Here is a 17729-nt window from a genome sequence, read left to right as displayed (position 1 = left end):
GCTTTTCTGGATATTTTATACTGTCTTCCCTTCAATTATTACAGTGTCAATCAGGTTACTTCCAAAAGCATAAGGCAATTGGTAATATGAGGTGACCGGTTTAGTAATGATAAGGTTGGCTCTCTTTCCTATGGTAATACTGCCGTGAGTATCGCTTAGTCCCATTGCGTATGCTCCATTGATGGTCGCCGCATTAATAGCCTCTTCCGGGGTCATCTTCATTTTTATGCATGCAGTCGCTACAACGAGGTTCATGTTGCCTGATGGAGTTGTACCGGGATTGAAATCGGTAGCAAGTGCCAGAGGTAGCCCTGCTTCAAGCATTTTGCGCGCAGGAGTATACGGAATACTGATAAAGAATGAGCAGGTAGGCAATGCCACGGGCATGGTGTTACTGTTTTTTAGCACTTCAATATCTTCATCGGTGACGATCTCAAGATGATCTACACTCAACGCATCGTGTTTTACACAGGCTTCGATTCCGTTAATTGCAGTAAACTGGTTTACGTGAATCTTTGCCGGCATACCATATTTCTTACCAGCTTCCATAATACGTTCGGTTTCCTCGATCGAGAAGTAGCCTGTTTCTAAAAAGGCATCTATATAATCGGCAAGTTTTTCTTCGGCTATCTTCGGCAGCATTTCGTTTACGATAAGGTCAATATAGCCGCTGTGGTTCTCTTTATATTCGGCAGGGAAGGCATGCGCACCAAGAAAAGTAGCTTTTATGGCTATAGGATATTCTTCCTTCAGACGTTTGATGACACGTAACATTTTAAGTTCACCTTCGACTGTAAGTCCGTAGCCTGATTTAATTTCAACCGCACCTGTTCCTTGTTGCATTACTTCTATAAGGCGATGTTTTGACTGCTCATAAATAGCATCTTCGCTGGTTTCGTTCAGTTTTTTTGAAGAATTAAGAATTCCGCCTCCACGGTTAAAGATTTCCTCATAGGTAAGTCCGTTTATCCTGTCTACGAACTCAGTAACACGGTTGCCTGCATATACAATATGTGTATGGCTGTCGCACCAGGCGGGCAGAACGGCTTTTCCAGTGGCATCAATAACAGTATATCCTGTGGTTTCAGGACAGCTGTCCATAGTACCAAAGCTGTCGATAAGGTTGTCTTTTATGGCAAGCCATGCGTTGTTAAGTAACGGAAGGTCAGCCATTTCTTTTCCGGAAACTTTAGTCACTCCTGCCTCTCGTATTTGCAGTAATTCTTTAATATTTGTGATTAGGGTTTTCATGAATTAAACTTTTTGTAAAAATAGAATGGATTTTTAAAAAACGCCTATATTTATAGTAAAGAAATACTGTACTGTGAAAAGAATAAAATACAGCAAGGTACGCAAGGTACAACCCTATAATTTTGAATATACCGGTGAGTATAAAACCGATCCTGTTGAGATGCAGCTCTTTGTTTTTGATGAAGAAGGCTACGAAGAATACAGAAATGTTGCGTTGGAAAGGGTGTTTTCGGAGTGTAAAGACGAACTTCAGGTAAATGATGTCAAGTGGCTGAATATCCATGGATTGAATGATGTTGACTTAATTCAAAGAATTACAGGTTTTTTTAATGTTGAACCTTATATAACGGGTGATATACTTAATACATCCCGACGTACACGTATTGAAGAATTTGGTGATGTTTTATTCTTTAGCGTCAAGTCGGTTTTGCAGGAAGAGAAAGACGGAAATATAAAAACAGAGCAGATTAGCTTCCTTTTAAAAGACAATGTTATTGTTTCTTTCCAGGAAAAAAAGAGCGATTACTTTGCGCATATCCGTGAACGCATCCGTACGGGTGGGGGTATAGTGCGCAAAAAGAAAAATGACTATTTACTATATCTTATGCTTGATGCCATCATGGAGAATTTCTTTATTACCATCGAGCGTTTTGAAGACAGAGTGGAAGCATTACACGACGGTAAAGTAAGTAACAAGAGTGATTTTATAACAGGTGTGGAAAAAAGTCGCGATGAGCTGAATTATATCAAGCGCTCTATCACGCCACTCCGTGATGCACTTTATAACCTGAAGAGTGCTAAAGATGAAGATGATGAGTATGATACGATACGTAAGTCGACACATGTATTCTTTGCACGCCTGCACCAAAAATGCCTTGAAATGCTCGATCAGGTCGATTATGACCTCACTTCACTTGAAAGTGCTTCTAATTTTCATTTTTCGTCACAAAGCCAGCGAATGAACCAAATAATGAAAACCCTAACCATATTTTCGGTAATTTTCATGCCTTTGACATTTATAGTGGGTGTATATGGGATGAATTTTGACAATATGCCTGAGCTGCGTACAGAGAATGGCTATTACTGGGTGTTAGGCAGCATGGGGTTTATAGCGATATGCATGACAATATATTTTAAAAAGAAAGACTGGTTTTAATATGAAATTTATAAGCGATATATCAGGAAGAGAGTTTTCAAATAAAGAAAAAGTACCTGCCAAACTGGTGCGCCAGCCTATACTTGACGAGATAAAAAAAGATGCTCCGCATTTTGACGATACCTGCAGCCTGTCAATAGGTGAACTAAACCAGTACAGGGCGAAGTACATCTCTGATTTTTTAGAGCATGAATTAGGAGAGCTTTCTGAAATGGAGACCAAAGTGGTGGATGCCCTCAAAAATGACAAGCTATTGTCTGACAACCCTGATGATGAGGATGTAAAGTCAACTTTTGGGCAGCGTGTGGCCGATAAGGTGGCAACCTTTGGCGGAAGCTGGACGTTTATCCTGATGTTCGTCGGATTCCTGTTAGGGTGGATCGCATTAAATGTATTCATATTGCTAAATAAAGGTTTCGATCCTTATCCATTTATATTACTAAACCTTATTCTTTCCTGTATTGCTGCATTGCAGGCACCTGTTATCATGATGAGCCAGAACCGCCAGAGCGAAAAAGACCGTGAAAAGGCACAGAACGACTATATGGTCAACCTGAAATCGGAACTGGAAATACGCATGCTGCATGAAAAGTTGGATCACCTGATATTGCACCAGGAACAATCACTTATCGAGATACAAAAAGTGCAGATCGATATGATGAATGACATCCTTGCAAGGATGGAGAAGAAGTAACTACTCCAATATCAACTGCATAAAGGTAACATCCAGCCAGCGTCCGAATTTAAATCCGGCTTCTTTAAGAAATCCGGTTTCTTTAAATCCAAACTGTTTGTGAAAAGCAATACTCGAAGCATTGTCGGCATCAATAACGCCTATCATGCTGTGGATGCCTTCTGCTTTTGCAATAGCAATTAGTTCTGCCATCAATAGCTTGCCGATACCTTTTCCGTGAAAATTCTCAGAGACATAAACCGAATGTTCTACAGTAAACCGGTAACCTGCCTTTGGCTTAAAAATACCATAGGCGGCATAACCTGCTATTGCATTTTCATATTCAGCAACAATTACTTTAAATCCATCTTGTTGTCTTTCCTGAAACCAAACCTGCATATCATCTATTGATTTTGGTTCATAGTCATACACTGCTGTACTGTGCAGGATATTGTGGTTTATGATTTCAAGAATCTCCCATAGATCTTTGACTTCAGCAAGGCGGATATTTGTTTGCATCCTCAAATATAATAATAAGCATTTTTAACCACAAGGTACACCAGGCTTTTTCATAAAGAACACTAAGCTTGTGGCAGTAGTGCCACCTTAGTGTTCTTTATGGCTAATTATTAGGTTATAAATAAAAAAGGCCATCTTTTCAGACAGCCTTTAGATATAATAGATGAAGGATTACTTAAGTGATCCTACCATTTCTTCAGGTTTAACCCAAGCATCAAAATCTTCAGGGGTTACATAACCTAAACGTACTGCCTCATCTTTAAGAGTAGTTCCGTTTTTGTGTGCTGTCTGAGCTATTTCAGCAGCTTTATAGTAACCAATCTTAGTATTAAGTGCTGTAACAAGCATAAGTGAGTTGTCTACAAGTTCTTTGATACGGCCGTAGTTTGGCTCAATACCCTGTGCACAATGCTCGTCAAACGAAACACATGCATCACCAAGAAGCCTTGCCGACTGCAGGAAGTTAGCAGCCATCAACGGTTTGAATACGTTAAGTTCGTAATGACCCTGTGTACCACCGATTGTGATTGCTACATCATTACCCATTACCTGTGCACAAACCATAGTAAGCGCTTCACACTGTGTAGGATTCACTTTGCCCGGCATGATAGACGATCCAGGTTCATTTTCCGGGATATAGATTTCACCAATTCCTGAACGCGGGCCAGATGCCATCATACGGATGTCGTTTGCTATTTTGTTAAGAGAAACAGCCAACATTTTTAATGCTCCATGTGTCTCAACGATTGCATCGTGAGCAGCAAGTGCTTCGAATTTGTTTTCAGCAGTTACAAAAGGGTGTCCTGTAAATTTAGCGATATACTCAGCTACTTTCACATCATAACCTTCCGGTGTGTTAAGTCCTGTACCTACCGCTGTACCCCCAAGGGCAACTTCTGAAAGGTGTGCAAGCGTATTTTTAACGGCTTTAAGGCCATAATTAAGCTGTGCCACATAACCTGAAAGCTCCTGCCCAAGAGTTAGGGGAGTTGCGTCCATTAAGTGTGTACGACCAATTTTTACCACATTCATGTACTCCTGTGACTTAGCTTTAAGCGTATCACGAAGTTTTTCAACTCCTGGTATTGTAACTTCTACAACAGCTTTGTATGCAGCAATGTGCATGCCTGTAGGATAAGTATCGTTAGAAGACTGAGACTTGTTTACGTCATCGTTAGCTTTAAGTACAGGTTCGCCTTCGCCAATTTTGCCGCCGGCAAGCACCTGAGCCCTGTTAGCCACCACTTCGTTCACGTTCATGTTGCTCTGTGTTCCAGAGCCTGTCTGCCATATAACCAATGGGAACTCAGCATCAAGTTTGCCTGCAAGGATCTCGTCACATACCTGTCCGATAGCGTCACGTTTTTCAGCAGAAAGCACACCAAGGTCATGGTTAGCATAAGCAGCAGCCTTTTTAAGGTATGCAAAGCCTTCAACGATCTCTTTTGGCATAGAGCCTGAAGGGCCTATCTTGAAATTGTTTCTTGAACGTTCAGTTTGTGCACCCCAGTATTTGTCTGCAGGTACTTTTACTTCACCCATGGTGTCTTTTTCAATCCTGTATTCCATTTTCAGAATGTTTTATTGTTGTATTTGTTTGTTATAAGGTAAGCTATCTAAATGCCTGTATGTGTGTACGGCAGTTTAAATAGCCTGCCAAAAATAAGCATTATAAGCAGGTTTAAAAAATGATTTCCTAAATAATTTATAATGATTTTACCTTGCAGTTGTTGGTTAAAATAAATATTCGCCCTATATTTGGGGCTGAATTCAAACAATCAGAAAAATGGAATTTACACAATATTTAGGTTTCTTAGCTTTTCTTACCATAATCTCAATCGGTTTTTGGTTAATGATGTTCCTTGTACCTTTTGTAATGTACTGGGTAACTGGTGGTGCTATCGAACTTATTAAAGAAAGAAACGCTCAGAAAAAAAATAAAGAGTAATCTCAATTTTTTTCCACATAAAAAAGCCCTGATAACATTATCAGGGCTTTTTTATTTGTATCTGTTTGCTATTCATAAAAAGGAAAGTAAAGGCTTATGGTAGTGCCTTCGCCCAGCGTGCTTACTGCTGTAATATACCCTTGATGGTTTTGCATTATTTTTTTGCATAGTGCCAGCCCAACACCCGATCCTTTGTATTGATCTGTTGTGTGCAGTTTGGTGAAAATATTAAAGATTGATTCGGCAAACTGAGGTTCAAAGCCAATACCGTTATCTGTAAAATGGATCACGTTGTAAAATCCATTATCCTCTCCATTGTATGTCATGGGTACAGGGCTTGTAGTGATGTTTATTTCAGGAGCCCTGTTTTCGGCACTATACTTTACAGAGTTGGTGATAAGGTTAGAGAAAAGCTGTTTTAGAAGAAATGGCACTCCTTTTACTACAGGAAGTTCTGCTGAATGTATCGTTGTCGATTTTTCATTCAGTGTTTCGCCCATTTCATCCCTTAACTCATCGATAAGCTGATTGAGATTTACATTTTCAAAAGCATCATCAGTATGTTTAAGGCGGGTATATTTTAATATATCGACCAATAGTGTCTGCATCCTTCCGGCAGAACTGTTCATGCGTTGTATGGCATCCTGAACATTCTCTGATATCTCTTTTTCTTTACTGAGTATCCTTGAGGAAATAACCTGGATTTTACGCAAAGGTTCCTGAAGGTCGTGTGTGCTTATCCAGTTAATATTTTCAAGTTCAGAATTGGTTTCTTTCAGCAGTTCACTCAGTTTACGGTATTTTTCTTCTTCCAGGGAAATTGTCAATAGGTTTATCTGACGCTGAAGGCTGTTGGCATACGTTGAAGCTGTAATGATTTCGGGTTGTAACCACGGTTTACTTGTACAGCTTATAGTTTCTTTCCAAAGCTTGAAGGAATTACGTGGTGATAATCCGTTCTTGTCCTTAACAATCGCTTTATTGGGGTCTCCAGCCCAGTTAACCTCTGTTTTTGTCTCCGGCCTGAACCACATAATACAGTTGTTACTTTCCATATCCAGCGAATTATAGATAAGTCCGGATGTTTGTCCGCACATTTCCAGTTTGTTGGGGAAGTAATCTACAAGTTTATCAGTATAAAAAGAACTGTTATGGGTATAGGCAGCCAGCCAGTTGGCCATGTTTTGCAGTTCATCGTCAGTAGGGGTAATGCCATTTTTATATACGGCACCATTAAATACTATGGCTACCCCTGCAGCATTACACAGCTCAGTTATGCCTTCGGCTTTTATGAGGTCGTTGAATTTGCCTGAATCTTTACCGGTAAGGCTGAAAGTATTCAGTTTTTTAAGCTCTTCATTACATTTACGCGAAACTTCATACTCTTCGGTAGATTGCCTAAGGTCAATTTGTGAAGTGATGAAATGTCCCTGTAGCTGTGCGGCAAGGCGTATTTCGGGTGTTAGGTTCTTTGGAGAATAATGATGGCATGCAATTAACCCCCAAAGCTTTTTCTTGTAAATAAGCGATATTGTGAGGGTAGCGCCAACGCCCATGTTGTGCAGGTATTGCACATGGATAGGTGAGGTGCTGCGCAGTATGGATAAACTCAGGTCAAGATTCTTATCTTGTGAGTCATCAATTGTGTAAATAGGAACAGGAGTATAGTTGATGTCTGTAATAAGCCTGAGGAGGTTTTTCATGTATAATTCCCTCGCTTGCGGCGGAATATCAGTATGCGGATAGTGTAACCCCAGAAAAGGCTCAAGATCATCGCGAACGCTTTCGGCAAATACCTCTCCGTTATAATCTTTGTCAAAACGATAGATCATTACCCTGTCATATCCTGTAATTTCGCGTGTTCCGTTTGCTACAAGCTGGCACAGTTCTTTAAGGGTATGGGTGTCGTGCATGTACAGCAGGAACTGTGATGTCTGGTCATAAACATCACTTACATTCTTGTCATCCCTGCTTACAGGTTCAGCTTCAAGTATGTATATGCCGTTACTAAAGTGTACTGTGCAAAGGAAATTTTCACCGGCCAGCTGAACGTTCAGCAGCGATGAAGAAAGCATTTGATCTTTAAGGATATAGTGCTTTAATTCGGCCAAAGCCTCATCACCAAATACCTCGTTAAAAGACTTTCCAAGTAACTGATTATGGGTTATGCTTATGAATGCTTCACAGTTAGCACTGCAATAATCAATAACAAAAGTACTTTCTTTAAGACCAAGTATAAAACCGTGCGGCTGTATGCTGCCCGGAATGTGAATTGGTTCCTGCTCGCAGTTGGTGAGATTTACAATATCCCTGTTTACAATATCCTTTATCTGCATAAATTATTTTGTGGTATTTTCTGAAAAATGCCTGCTTATGGCATTAAAAGCATAATCGGCACCGGCTATGATTTCATCAGCGTTATTGTTTTCAGTTTCATACTCTGTCAGCATGCCAAGGAAATTTTTCCAGTAGCTTCCGGTCTGTCCTCCATATCCGCCAAAGTAGGCAGCGCCATTTTCGATATCATGTCCAAGAGCGGCATTGATGTTCTTTAGTATAACCCTTCCGCCAAGTGATGATCCTTCGATTACATACATGATTCCCAGTGCAAAAGCGATAGAAGGATTGTCTAATAAACTGCTTACAGGCTTTGAGCTGCTTTCGGTAAAATTGCCGAGAGCCTTAAGGTCTTTTTCCAGTAAATATGCTTTGTTTCTTTCTTTAAGATCGGTAATAACTGCTGCGATAGCAGGGAAAATGTTGTCTTCGGCATCTTTAACTACATCATACATCAGGCGTAGGTACAGGGCATATTCAGCATTGGTTACTTCGGGATTCATTATGGATGCTGATATTGGCAATGCTTCCAGATTTATATGTGATTGTGATGTAGCCGTACGCAGATTGTCAAGAAATGAAGGGATTGTTGTGGTATTCATTATGAAGTGGTAATTTATGAATGTATGTAAAACAAATATACCTAAATCGGATATTAAATCTGTCGGTTTTTTTAAAACTTTATGAAACATATTAGTAATCAACATGTAGGATTTAAAGGTGTTTAGGAGGTTATGTGTTAAATTAAAACATTCCTGTTTTATGTTATAACACAACTTGTAAAATCCTGTAATACATAATTTAGAGTCTAACGTATTTTTGCTTTGTTGGAAATAGTTATTAAGACTATTTGTAGCAATTTAAAATAAAGCGAAAGCATTATTTTAAGACCAAATAAAAAAGGTACCGAGCTGGGGGGCAGGTACCTTTTTTTATTTTATATATTTTGCGACTTCTATAAGCTCAATATAAAGCTGTCTTTGTTTAGTCCGTCTGTGATGTATTGCCAGTTGATATGAACCACATCGCTTAATATTTTCTTCAGCATGTTAAAGTCATTCGGTTTTTTGATGTAAACATTGGCGCCTGACACAAATGTGTCTTCAATATCCTGTTCGGATGAAGATGTAGAATAAATAGCTACCGATATCTTTTGAAGGCGCTCATTTGCCCTTATTTCTTTAAGACACTCAATACCGGACTTTCTTGGCATGTTAAGGTCAAGGAAAATAATATCCGGTAATGGGTTAGCGGTATCATACAGATGATCCATCAGTTGTTCTCCGTCATTGAAGGCAGATATCCTGTAGTTTATTTTAACTTCTTCAAAGGCTTCCTTAAAAAACAAGCGATCATCTTCATCGTCGTCGGCAAGCATTATGTGCAGTGTTGTAGGTCGCATTAATTGTTTGTGTTATACTGGTTTTAAACTTCTGTGTAGCGTTTTTGCTTCATGATTTTCTGAAACGCGGTGGGTGTAACCCCGGTAATATTTTTAAACTGTTGTGATAAATAAGCCACACTGCTGTAGTTCATCATGAAGGAAATTTCCGTTAACGAAAGGTTTTCCGTCAGCAGTAGCTGTTTTACACGTTCAATTTTATGCAAAATAATGAAATTTTCTATAGATATAAAAGTCACCTCAGAAAACACTTGTGAAAGTGTCCTGTAGCTTTCTCCCAATTTTTCCGAGAGATAAGACGATATTTTAAGTGATTGCACACCTTTATCGGCATACAGCATTTCTATAATAACATTTTTTATCTTTTGTACGAGTATGCTTTTTTGGTTATCTACGATCTCAATGCCAAACTCCCTGAGTGAATCAATGAGCTTGTTGTAGGTTTCCATAGGTATGTTTTCCTTGAACTTAACATATCCCGGTTCAGTCACCCTACAGTCTATATTGAATTTATCCAGCTGTTGCTGCAGCAGGACTTTACACATCATGTCGATATTGTATTTTATGTAAAGTTCCATGTATAGTGCCTTGCTTATAAGTAAGTAAAATTAAAATAAATTTTTAACATTTACGGAGTAGTGTATAATATTGTAACATTTATGTTTCATATTGTAATATTACAACTACTAATAACCGTTAATAGTCAAAATATATGATTGGCTTTTAAATTGTTATGATTAGAATGTAGGAATCTTACATTTTGAAGTTTCTTGCTTAACAGTGTAAAATTTCATAAGAAAAAAGCTATAAAACTCTATTTGAACACCTTTAATATTAGTCAGAGGTTAACAATAAATACCTATAAAACGTAGTCTTCAAACAGTTTTTGAGCTCTGTATTCCAAATCGGTGCATAAGCCGGGATGCGGACGTGATGTCTGGATTACCGAACTTCTCACAGCAGTAAGCCATCGGAAGCGTTCCGGTACTTCCATGGAGGCTATTGGGCCACCATTTTTGGCTCCACTGCCAATTTTTTGGAATGATTCCAGGTTCAGGCGTATCTGGTCTATATCAACATCAGGCGATAGTATGGTTAGTTTGGCTTCATCTATGGTAAATAAAACTTTAATAAACTTCTGTCTTTTACAAAACAGGACTACGCCTGCGTTTATGAATTCTTCGCGCTCAACCCTTGGTACCACGCGAATTACCGCATACTCATATAAGTGCTTCTCTTGCATCGGTAGCTTGTTTTACAAAGATTGCTGAATTCTCTAATCGTGTCGTTAAGAAGCTTACATATACCTCCCTGATCTCTTCGGGCGACTTTTCAAGTTCTTCCCATTGCAGCCATTCATCAGGGATGAGGTTCACAATAGCGCGTATTGTTTCCTCAGTAATGAGAGCTTTATATTCGGCATCGGTCTCTCCAAGAAGTGAGGCCTGGGGCAGGAGCACATGGTCTTTTATAAGTGCAAACGGACTTTTGGCGTGTCCGATAGGGTCGCTGAAAGAATGGTGAAAGTACAGGCTCGCCCCGTGGTCTATCAGCCATAATTCCTTATGCCATATCAGCATGTTCGTATTACGGAAAGTCCTGTCTACATTAGTGATATAAGCATCCAGCCATACTATTTGTGAGGCAAGCTTAGCATCTACAGCGGTAACCACAGGGTCAAAATTTATTGCCCCCGACAGGTAGTGTAATGCCAGGTTAAGTCCCTGAGAGCCTTGCAGTAAGTCCTGAATTTCTTCATCGGCTTCGGTACGTCCAAAGGCTTCATCAAGGTTGGCAAATACCAGTTCCGGCACGGGAAGCCCTAGTATACGGGCTATTTCGCCGCCAAGCAACTCGGCTATAAGGGCTTTGGTGCCATGACCGGCACCTTTAAATTTAAGTACATATTTAAATTCGTCGTCAGCTTCGGCAAGGGCAGGCAGTGAGCCGCCTTCACGAAGGGGGGTGAGGTATCGCGTAACGTTTACCGTACGCAGATGCGGTGCATTCTCCATATTTTACAGGCTTTTCTGCTTTTATTGAAGTGTAAATATACCGAATTTTTGCTAATTTAATAGTGCACTTTACATCATACAAAAGTGCCAAAAACGCCGTTTTCATGCGCAAAATTAACATGAGTCAAAAGTTTGGAAATCATGTGGTTGAAAAATAATGTTACACTTTAGGTTTTATTAAAAAGAAAAGGCAGAATACAATTTTAGAAATGTATTCTGCCTTTATTTTTTTTTTTTAAGAAGATGCTACAACATCTCTGCAACATTCTTCAATTCTGCCAGAACGCTGTTCCAGTTGGTAAGTGAATGCATTTTTTCCTGATCGGTCGCTATATTGTCTTGCGTTAGATGCAGTATCGTTTTGTTGTGGCCTTCTTCAAGGGTGTAGGTCACGAGGTTGTAATTATCAGGGGTGTCTTCTTTACCGCCCATTGAACTCCAATATGTTGAAGCAAAGACCTTATTAGGTTCAAACTTTTTGATAACACCTTTATCTTTGTATTGAGTGCCGTTATATTCTCCCTCGTATGTAATAGTACTGCCTTCCTTCCAGTCGGTAGTGACTTTTGTGCCAAAGAAGTATTTGGCAATAAGCTCAGGCGTTGTAAGTGCTTTCCATACTTTATCTGCCGGAGCATCTATGGATACCTTTGTTTCAGCTATATATGTATCTTTCATAATCGGTTGATTTGTTTTTAATATATAAAAATACCAAACAATTATATAGCAATTAGTTAATGGCAGGTTAAACCATATCTGCCAGTACCGTTTCTCCCTTAAAGATATTTTTGATTACTTCGATTTCATCTGCATAAATTGTTTTTTTGCGGGTCGCAAAATGTAGGGTGTTGGTCAGTTTAGGTTCACCTTCCCAAATAAGCTGTATTTGTCCGCTTTCAATTTCGCGTCGGCATAAGAAGTCGGGAATTACAGCAAGACCTATACCACTCGCCAGGCAGCGCACGATAGAATTGAGGTTAGGAACAATATAATTCGGCCTGAAATCAGGATATTTATTAAAATTCAGTTGCCAGAAACGGCGCAGGTGTTCCATATCGCCGGTAGTTCCGTACCATTTTTGCTGTTTCAGCCAGACTTCAAGGGCATTGCGGTCGTTTTGAGAGGCTATGGTATTCAGCGCATCTTTATCAATGTCATTGCCACCAACCATCACTATGGTCTCTTTACTGAAAGCTTCATACTCAACATCCTTGCTTAGTACCATTTGTGGGGTAATAATAAGGTCGAGTATGCCTTTCTCAAGGTTCTCGATCATTTCGGGATATTCCCCAAACTGAATAATAACATTAAAAGGCAGGGTAGCTATGTAAGGTTCCAGCGTGATCTGAAAGGTTTCAAAACACATACCTACACTAATGGTTGGCGTATGTTTCTCAGTACTGCGCTGAAAATTCTTTTCGGCCTCTTCCAGTTTGGTCAGGGCATCGTTTATAAAGTTATACAAGGCTTTACCACGTTCGGTAGGGGCCATGCGGCGTCCTTTTCGGTCAAAGAGTTTGTATCCGGTATAATTCTCTAACGAACTTAAATGCAGGCTTACACCGGGCTGCGAAATAAACAGCTCCTGTGCAGCTCCTGTAAGGGTTCCGGTTTTATATACAGCTTTGAAAGTGCGGTACCATTCTAGATTTACCATGGCTATAACTATTATAATTATGATGCAAATGTATAAATTATCTTATTTTTATAATAGTTAATGTTGCTGTAAATTTGTACCGTTAAACATTAGATACATATTATGACTAAGATATTCATTATTAACGGAGGCCAGAACTTTGGCCATTCAGGCGGTAAGTTCAACGATACGGTTACTGCCCATACACTTGATTTCTTTACCAATAACGAAGGTTTTGAGGTTAAGGTCACTAATATAAGCGACGATTATGATCCTGCACAAGAGGTTGCCAAATACGTATGGGCCGATGTGATTATTTACCATACACCAATATGGTGGTTCCAACTGCCGCACGATTTTAAGAAATACATCGATGTGGTATTTACCGAAGGCCATGCGAACGGAATCTATAACAGTGACGGACGTACATCGGCTAATCCTGCTATTAATTACGGAACTGGAGGAACGCTGCATGGCCGTAAATATATGGTTACCACTTCGTGGAATGCACCTAAAGAAGCTTTTACCCTACCGGGTGAGTTCTTTAACGAAAGAAGCGTTGATGACGGAGTGCTTTACGGCTTTCACCGAATGAATGCCTTTACAGGTTTGCAACCATTACCATCATTGCATTTTCACGATGTTATGAAAAATCCAGATATCGACGGATTAATGGGGTCGTACAAAGGCCATTTAGAAAACCTTTTTATTAAAGAATATGCAAATTAATATCACAGCAATCGTTAAAGCCCTTCCTGACAGGGCAGATGAAATGCAAACCCTGCTACAGCAATTGGTTGAAGGTTCTACCAAAGAGGAAGCCTGTATTCAATACGACCTGCATCAGGTAGCGGAGTCGCCAAACGTCTTTGTTTTTCATGAAATATGGCAGGATGCCGAAAGTCTTGAACAGCATACCAAAACGCCGCATTTTATGGCGTTTGTAGAAGCTTCCGTATCATTGCTTGCAGAACCATTGACGGTTTATAAAACTGTAAAAATTTAAATTATTATTTGTGGGGAATCAGAGGGCTGTTATTCGTTATGAATAGCAGCTTTTTTGTTTGAGAAAGGTTAATTAACTTTTTAATGCGGCATAATGGTTTGATTTTTGGCTATATCGAATTTCAACTATAAGCCTATGAAAATGTACAAAACTCCCTTACTGCTGGCAATGGCGCTTACATTTGCCTTTTGCAAAAAAGAAGTGACGGTGTCACAGCCTGTGAAAACCACTGTTGTTACGGAGACCAAAACCACTGCTGAAACCGCTAAACGCGAAGAGATAGTAGCATTCGCTAAAAAGTATATGGGTACTAAATACTGCTATGCAGGTGGTAGTCCTGAAAATGGTTTTGACTGTTCAGGTTTTGTAAATTTTGTCTTCAAACATTTTGATATGGAATTGCCGCGAAGTTCGTCGGGGTTTACCAATCTTGGCAAACCGCTAAAACCTGAAGAATTCAGGGTGGGGGATGTGTTGGTGTTTTACGGATATAGAGATACAAAATCGGTTGGTCACGTTGGTATCATCTGCGAAGCCAATGGTATGAAGTCTAAATTCATCCACTCCTCATCAGGTAAAGAAATGGCTGTTACCATAAGCGAATTGGGGTCAGACATGTACACTAAACGATTCTATAAGTGTATTGATCCTTTTAAGCTTTAGAAAATCATTAACAAAAAAATGCCGGAAGACTTTCTATCTTCCGGCATTATATAATAAAGCGGTGTTTTCAGAGTACCGCTTTTTTATTTAAGGGCATAGGTTAAATAACCACCATCAACAGCCAGCTCTGTTCCTGAAATATAGCTTGCAGCATCTGAAGCTAAAAACAGTACCACATTTGCAATCTCATCGGCGCTACCAACACGCTGAAGCGCGGTAGCGGCAGCAAGTTGTGATACAGCTTCAACAGGTACTACAGATTCGAGTCCCGGTGTTTGTATTGGTCCCGGACTTACAATATTTACACGTATTTTTCTTGCTGCTAATTCATTGGCTGCTATCTGGGCAATTTTATTTAAAGCCCCTTTAGTGGCAGAATAAACGCTGCTTCCTATACCTGCACCCGTCGCTACTACCGATGATGTGAATATTACCGATGCGCCATCCGCAAGGTGCGGAAGTAATTTCTGAAGTGTAAAGTAATGCCCTTTGACATTAGTATTAAATTGTGCATCAAAATCAGCTTCAGTAGTAAGTTCAATAGGCGTAAATGTGGCTATGCCGGCATTAAGGAAAAGTACGTCTACTTTATTTCCGCTCTCTGCTACTGCTTTTTCCAGAACCGAAATATCATCCAGATTTGAAGTGTCAGAAACCAGGGTTTTTAAATTTGCATTATTGATCTCATCGGCTGCTATTTGAAGATTGGCACTGTTCCTGCCTGTAATCAACACCTTAGCACCTGCATTAATGAATGCTTTTGCAGTTGCCAGTCCAATTCCTGTAGTCCCGCCTGCTATTATCACGTTTTTATTTTGTAAACTCATTTTTAGAAAATTTAAATTTATTGTGATACAAACTTATCGCTATTTGATTTATTTTTGCAACTTAATAACTAAAAGTAACAGTAACTTTTGGGTAACCAGGTAACTTATGACAGAAACTATGTGCCATAAAAAAAGCATCATGGCAATACATGATGCAATGGATGTATTAAGTGGGAAATGGAAAATTTCCATCATATCGTCCATGTGCTATTATAACGAAAGACGATTTTCGGAGATGCTGAATGATCTTAACGGAATTTCTAATAAACAGCTAAGCAAGGAGCTAAAAGAACTGGAGCTGAACAAGCTGATAAAGCGTACTGTGATGGATACACAGCCGGTAACTGTAAATTACAATTTAACAGAATATGGCTGGTCGCTACAAGACATTATTCATGATCTTGCCGCCTGGGGGACAAAACACAGGGAGATAATAATTGGCGAAAGGTAATTGGTGTCAAAATTTAATATGTTAGGTACAGACAAGATGCTGTATTGCTAAATATATAAAAGCAAAACAGGTTAAACCCAATGCTTTTCGCATCCCGGAATAACCTGTTTTATATTTTAAACTTGATTATTGAATGTAACACATAAACTCAATAACCTGATAATTCAGCTAACTATTTTGCGGCATACAGCAGTCCTGCCAGCCTTTCGTCACGCTTATAAATATCTTCAAAGAAAGCGATGTTACCATTCTCATCGGCCCAGGCTGTAAAGTAAGCGATGTATACCGGTATTTTCTTTTTCAGTACATAAGTACTTTCTTTTCCGGCATTCATTGCTTTATCTACTTTGGCTTCGGTCCAATTGCCATCTTCTTTTGTGATCATTATAGCAAGGTCACGGGCTTTTTCTACACGTACACATCCATGGCTAAACGCCCTGTCATCCTGATTAAACAGGCTTTTTGCAGGAGTATCGTGCAGGTAAATATTATTGCTGTTAGGGAACATGAATTTTACTTTACCCAAAGAGTTTTGTCCTCCCGGTTTTTGGCGCACGCGTCCGTTTTGCCATTCCATATTATGTTTTGCTAAGTAATTAGGGTCCTTAGCAATACCCGGCTTGATCTCTTTATTTAATATACTGGTTGGTACATTCCAGTAAGGGGCAAAATTAAGGTAGCTCATCATACCGCTGAATACAACGGTCTTATTCAGTTCCTTACCAACTACAACCCTTGAAGTAAATACCGGTTTTCCTTTTTTGAAATATACCAATCGGTATGAAGGTATATTTACAGCAATTACTTCAGGTGCTTTGTCCATATTGGGAGATATCCATCGGCAGCGTTCCATATTTACTGATATGGTCTTGATAAGCTGGCTTATGGATACATTCATTTCCCTTACTATCGCAGGACCAATTTTACCGTCGAAAACACGGTTATGTTTCTCTTCATACGCTTTAAGTCCGCCAAGCAGCTCACTGTCATATACAGCTTTCCCTGAATCATTTTTCAGGTAGCCCTCTAGTGCCAGACGTTTACGTATCTGCACTATGGCAGTAGCAGAATCACCTTCTTTAAGCGATTTTACGCCTTCATCAAGGGCGATAGTGCCCCAGCTTCCTTTTTTCTCTATTTCGCGGTATTTTTTAAGTCCTTTCTTAAGGTTGTAATATTGACTGAATAATTCCGACTCATCCCTCTTGATAAGTTTAGGGTCCAGCATAAGCGAATCAAGATAAGCAACATAATCTACCCTTTGACGTGGCAGGTACCAGCCAACTTCCTGGCTCTTGCTGGTATCAAGCCCTTCAAGCACATTTTTAGCATAGTAAAAGTACATTGAGCTTATCAGTAATTCGCTGTTGGTGTCGGGCTTGCCTGATGGGTCGTCAAATACAGCGTTCAGCTCTTCTTTATAAGGTATCTTTAATTCAAGGCCTTCACTGTCCAGCTGATTCACCCTGTTATGGATTACATCGGCAAACTCAATAAGCCCGCCCTTGTCCTGCCATACATAATGATGGTGTTTGGAATATAATTGTCTTACCTCTTTTTCAAATTGTTTAAAGTCAGGATGCTTTTGAAAGAAAGCTTCAAACTTTGTCGTGTCTAAAGGAATTGTCGGGTCTTCGTGGTCGTGCACTTCGGTATTGTCAGTAACGTTTTCACCATCCTTTTTTTTATTACAGGAAGTGGCTAGCGTAAATGCAAGAATGCCGGCTAAGATTAGATTTGTTTTTATCATGGCGTTTTTAGTTTGATTTAAAAGTAAGAAATATTTTGTTATAAAAATAAGCTTTTGTGTCGGGATTACTGGGTTTAACGAACAATTATGATTAT

General features: G+C 39.5%; 20 protein-coding genes. 7 read left to right on the top strand and 13 right to left on the bottom strand.

The features are described 5' to 3' along the window. Nucleotides 1-15 precede the first annotated feature (15 nt). Nucleotides 16-1251: an imidazolonepropionase gene (gene hutI, locus ACX0HA_RS02590; RefSeq protein WP_458843713.1), complete on the bottom strand. Its 1236-nt coding sequence runs from the start codon at nucleotides 1249-1251 to the stop codon at nucleotides 16-18. A 73-nt stretch (nucleotides 1252-1324) separates the two neighbouring features. Between hutI and corA the strand changes: the two genes are divergently transcribed. Together corA and ACX0HA_RS02580 are read left to right on the top strand one after the other, a co-directional pair. After that, on the top strand, nucleotides 1325-2407 hold the full coding sequence (corA, locus tag ACX0HA_RS02585) for a magnesium/cobalt transporter CorA (protein ID WP_458843712.1): 1083 nt from the start codon (nucleotides 1325-1327) through the stop codon (nucleotides 2405-2407). A 1-nt stretch (nucleotide 2408) separates the two neighbouring features. Then, nucleotides 2409-3101, top strand: coding sequence for a DUF1003 domain-containing protein (locus ACX0HA_RS02580; RefSeq protein ID WP_458843711.1), 693 nt, complete (start codon nucleotides 2409-2411; stop codon nucleotides 3099-3101). Here the strand turns inward: ACX0HA_RS02580 and ACX0HA_RS02575 are convergent, their stop codons facing one another. Further along, on the bottom strand, nucleotides 3102-3599 hold the full coding sequence (locus ACX0HA_RS02575; RefSeq protein ID WP_458843710.1) for an N-acetyltransferase family protein: 498 nt from the start codon (nucleotides 3597-3599) through the stop codon (nucleotides 3102-3104). A gap of 171 nt (nucleotides 3600-3770) precedes the next feature. Next, on the bottom strand, nucleotides 3771-5168 hold the full coding sequence (gene fumC / locus ACX0HA_RS02570; RefSeq protein WP_458843709.1) for a class II fumarate hydratase: 1398 nt from the start codon (nucleotides 5166-5168) through the stop codon (nucleotides 3771-3773). A 217-nt stretch (nucleotides 5169-5385) separates the two neighbouring features. Here fumC and ACX0HA_RS02565 point away from each other — a divergent pair, with 217 nt between their 5' ends. Then, complete coding sequence (locus tag ACX0HA_RS02565; protein WP_458843708.1) at nucleotides 5386-5547, top strand: hypothetical protein; 162 nt, start codon at nucleotides 5386-5388, stop codon at nucleotides 5545-5547. 68 nt (nucleotides 5548-5615) lie between these two features. Here ACX0HA_RS02565 and ACX0HA_RS02560 read toward each other — a convergent pair whose 3' ends face one another. From ACX0HA_RS02560 to ACX0HA_RS02525, 8 genes are all read right to left on the bottom strand, one after another. Continuing rightward, a complete protein-coding gene (locus ACX0HA_RS02560; protein ID WP_458843707.1) occupies nucleotides 5616-7883 on the bottom strand; it encodes an ATP-binding protein in 2268 nt (755 codons plus the stop codon). Nucleotides 7884-7886: 3 nt separating this feature from the next. Next, nucleotides 7887-8486, bottom strand: coding sequence for a biliverdin-producing heme oxygenase (locus ACX0HA_RS02555; protein WP_458843706.1), 600 nt, complete (start codon nucleotides 8484-8486; stop codon nucleotides 7887-7889). 353 nt (nucleotides 8487-8839) lie between these two features. Next, nucleotides 8840-9286 (bottom strand): response regulator, encoded by a 447-nt coding sequence (locus ACX0HA_RS02550; protein ID WP_458843705.1) that lies wholly within the window; start codon nucleotides 9284-9286, stop codon nucleotides 8840-8842. 23 nt (nucleotides 9287-9309) lie between these two features. After that, entirely contained in the window at nucleotides 9310-9864 is a 555-nt protein-coding gene (locus ACX0HA_RS02545; protein ID WP_458843704.1) for a helix-turn-helix domain-containing protein, read from the bottom strand. Nucleotides 9865-10145: 281 nt separating this feature from the next. Then, entirely contained in the window at nucleotides 10146-10529 is a 384-nt protein-coding gene (locus ACX0HA_RS02540) for a DUF3037 domain-containing protein (protein WP_458843703.1), read from the bottom strand. Next, a complete protein-coding gene (locus ACX0HA_RS02535; protein WP_458843702.1) occupies nucleotides 10507-11301 on the bottom strand; it encodes a HipA family kinase in 795 nt (264 codons plus the stop codon). Before ACX0HA_RS02535 ends, ACX0HA_RS02540 begins: the two co-directional genes overlap by 23 nt. Nucleotides 11302-11547: 246 nt before the next feature. After that, nucleotides 11548-11979 (bottom strand): SRPBCC family protein, encoded by a 432-nt coding sequence (locus ACX0HA_RS02530; RefSeq protein WP_458843701.1) that lies wholly within the window; start codon nucleotides 11977-11979, stop codon nucleotides 11548-11550. A 67-nt stretch (nucleotides 11980-12046) separates the two neighbouring features. After that, nucleotides 12047-12958 (bottom strand): LysR family transcriptional regulator, encoded by a 912-nt coding sequence (locus tag ACX0HA_RS02525; RefSeq protein ID WP_458843700.1) that lies wholly within the window; start codon nucleotides 12956-12958, stop codon nucleotides 12047-12049. A 102-nt stretch (nucleotides 12959-13060) separates the two neighbouring features. On the opposite strand from ACX0HA_RS02525, the gene ACX0HA_RS02520 reads away from it, so the two are divergent. The 3 genes from ACX0HA_RS02520 to ACX0HA_RS02510 all read left to right on the top strand — a co-directional run bounded on the left by ACX0HA_RS02520 (nucleotide 13061) and on the right by ACX0HA_RS02510 (nucleotide 14606). Further along, nucleotides 13061-13666, top strand: coding sequence for an NAD(P)H-dependent oxidoreductase (locus ACX0HA_RS02520; RefSeq protein WP_458843699.1), 606 nt, complete (start codon nucleotides 13061-13063; stop codon nucleotides 13664-13666). Then, nucleotides 13656-13943, top strand: a complete 288-nt coding sequence (locus tag ACX0HA_RS02515; RefSeq protein ID WP_458843698.1) for a putative quinol monooxygenase — start codon at nucleotides 13656-13658, stop codon at nucleotides 13941-13943. The genes ACX0HA_RS02520 and ACX0HA_RS02515 overlap by 11 nt, the downstream gene beginning before the upstream one ends. Nucleotides 13944-14078: 135 nt before the next feature. Continuing rightward, on the top strand, nucleotides 14079-14606 hold the full coding sequence (locus tag ACX0HA_RS02510; RefSeq protein ID WP_458843697.1) for a C40 family peptidase: 528 nt from the start codon (nucleotides 14079-14081) through the stop codon (nucleotides 14604-14606). An 83-nt stretch (nucleotides 14607-14689) separates the two neighbouring features. Here ACX0HA_RS02510 and ACX0HA_RS02505 read toward each other — a convergent pair whose 3' ends face one another. Continuing rightward, nucleotides 14690-15433, bottom strand: coding sequence for an SDR family oxidoreductase (locus tag ACX0HA_RS02505; protein ID WP_458843696.1), 744 nt, complete (start codon nucleotides 15431-15433; stop codon nucleotides 14690-14692). 139 nt (nucleotides 15434-15572) lie between these two features. On the opposite strand from ACX0HA_RS02505, the gene ACX0HA_RS02500 reads away from it, so the two are divergent. Then, on the top strand, nucleotides 15573-15884 hold the full coding sequence (locus ACX0HA_RS02500; protein ID WP_458843695.1) for a winged helix-turn-helix transcriptional regulator: 312 nt from the start codon (nucleotides 15573-15575) through the stop codon (nucleotides 15882-15884). Nucleotides 15885-16056: 172 nt separating this feature from the next. On the opposite strand, the gene ACX0HA_RS02495 is transcribed toward ACX0HA_RS02500, so the two are convergent. Further along, on the bottom strand, nucleotides 16057-17634 hold the full coding sequence (locus tag ACX0HA_RS02495; RefSeq protein ID WP_458843694.1) for a L,D-transpeptidase family protein: 1578 nt from the start codon (nucleotides 17632-17634) through the stop codon (nucleotides 16057-16059). Between the last annotated feature and the right edge of the window lie 95 nt (nucleotides 17635-17729).

It is taken from the genome of Flavobacterium hauense, from assembly GCF_054457175.1.
This window is presented reverse-complemented; position numbering and strand designations above follow the sequence as displayed.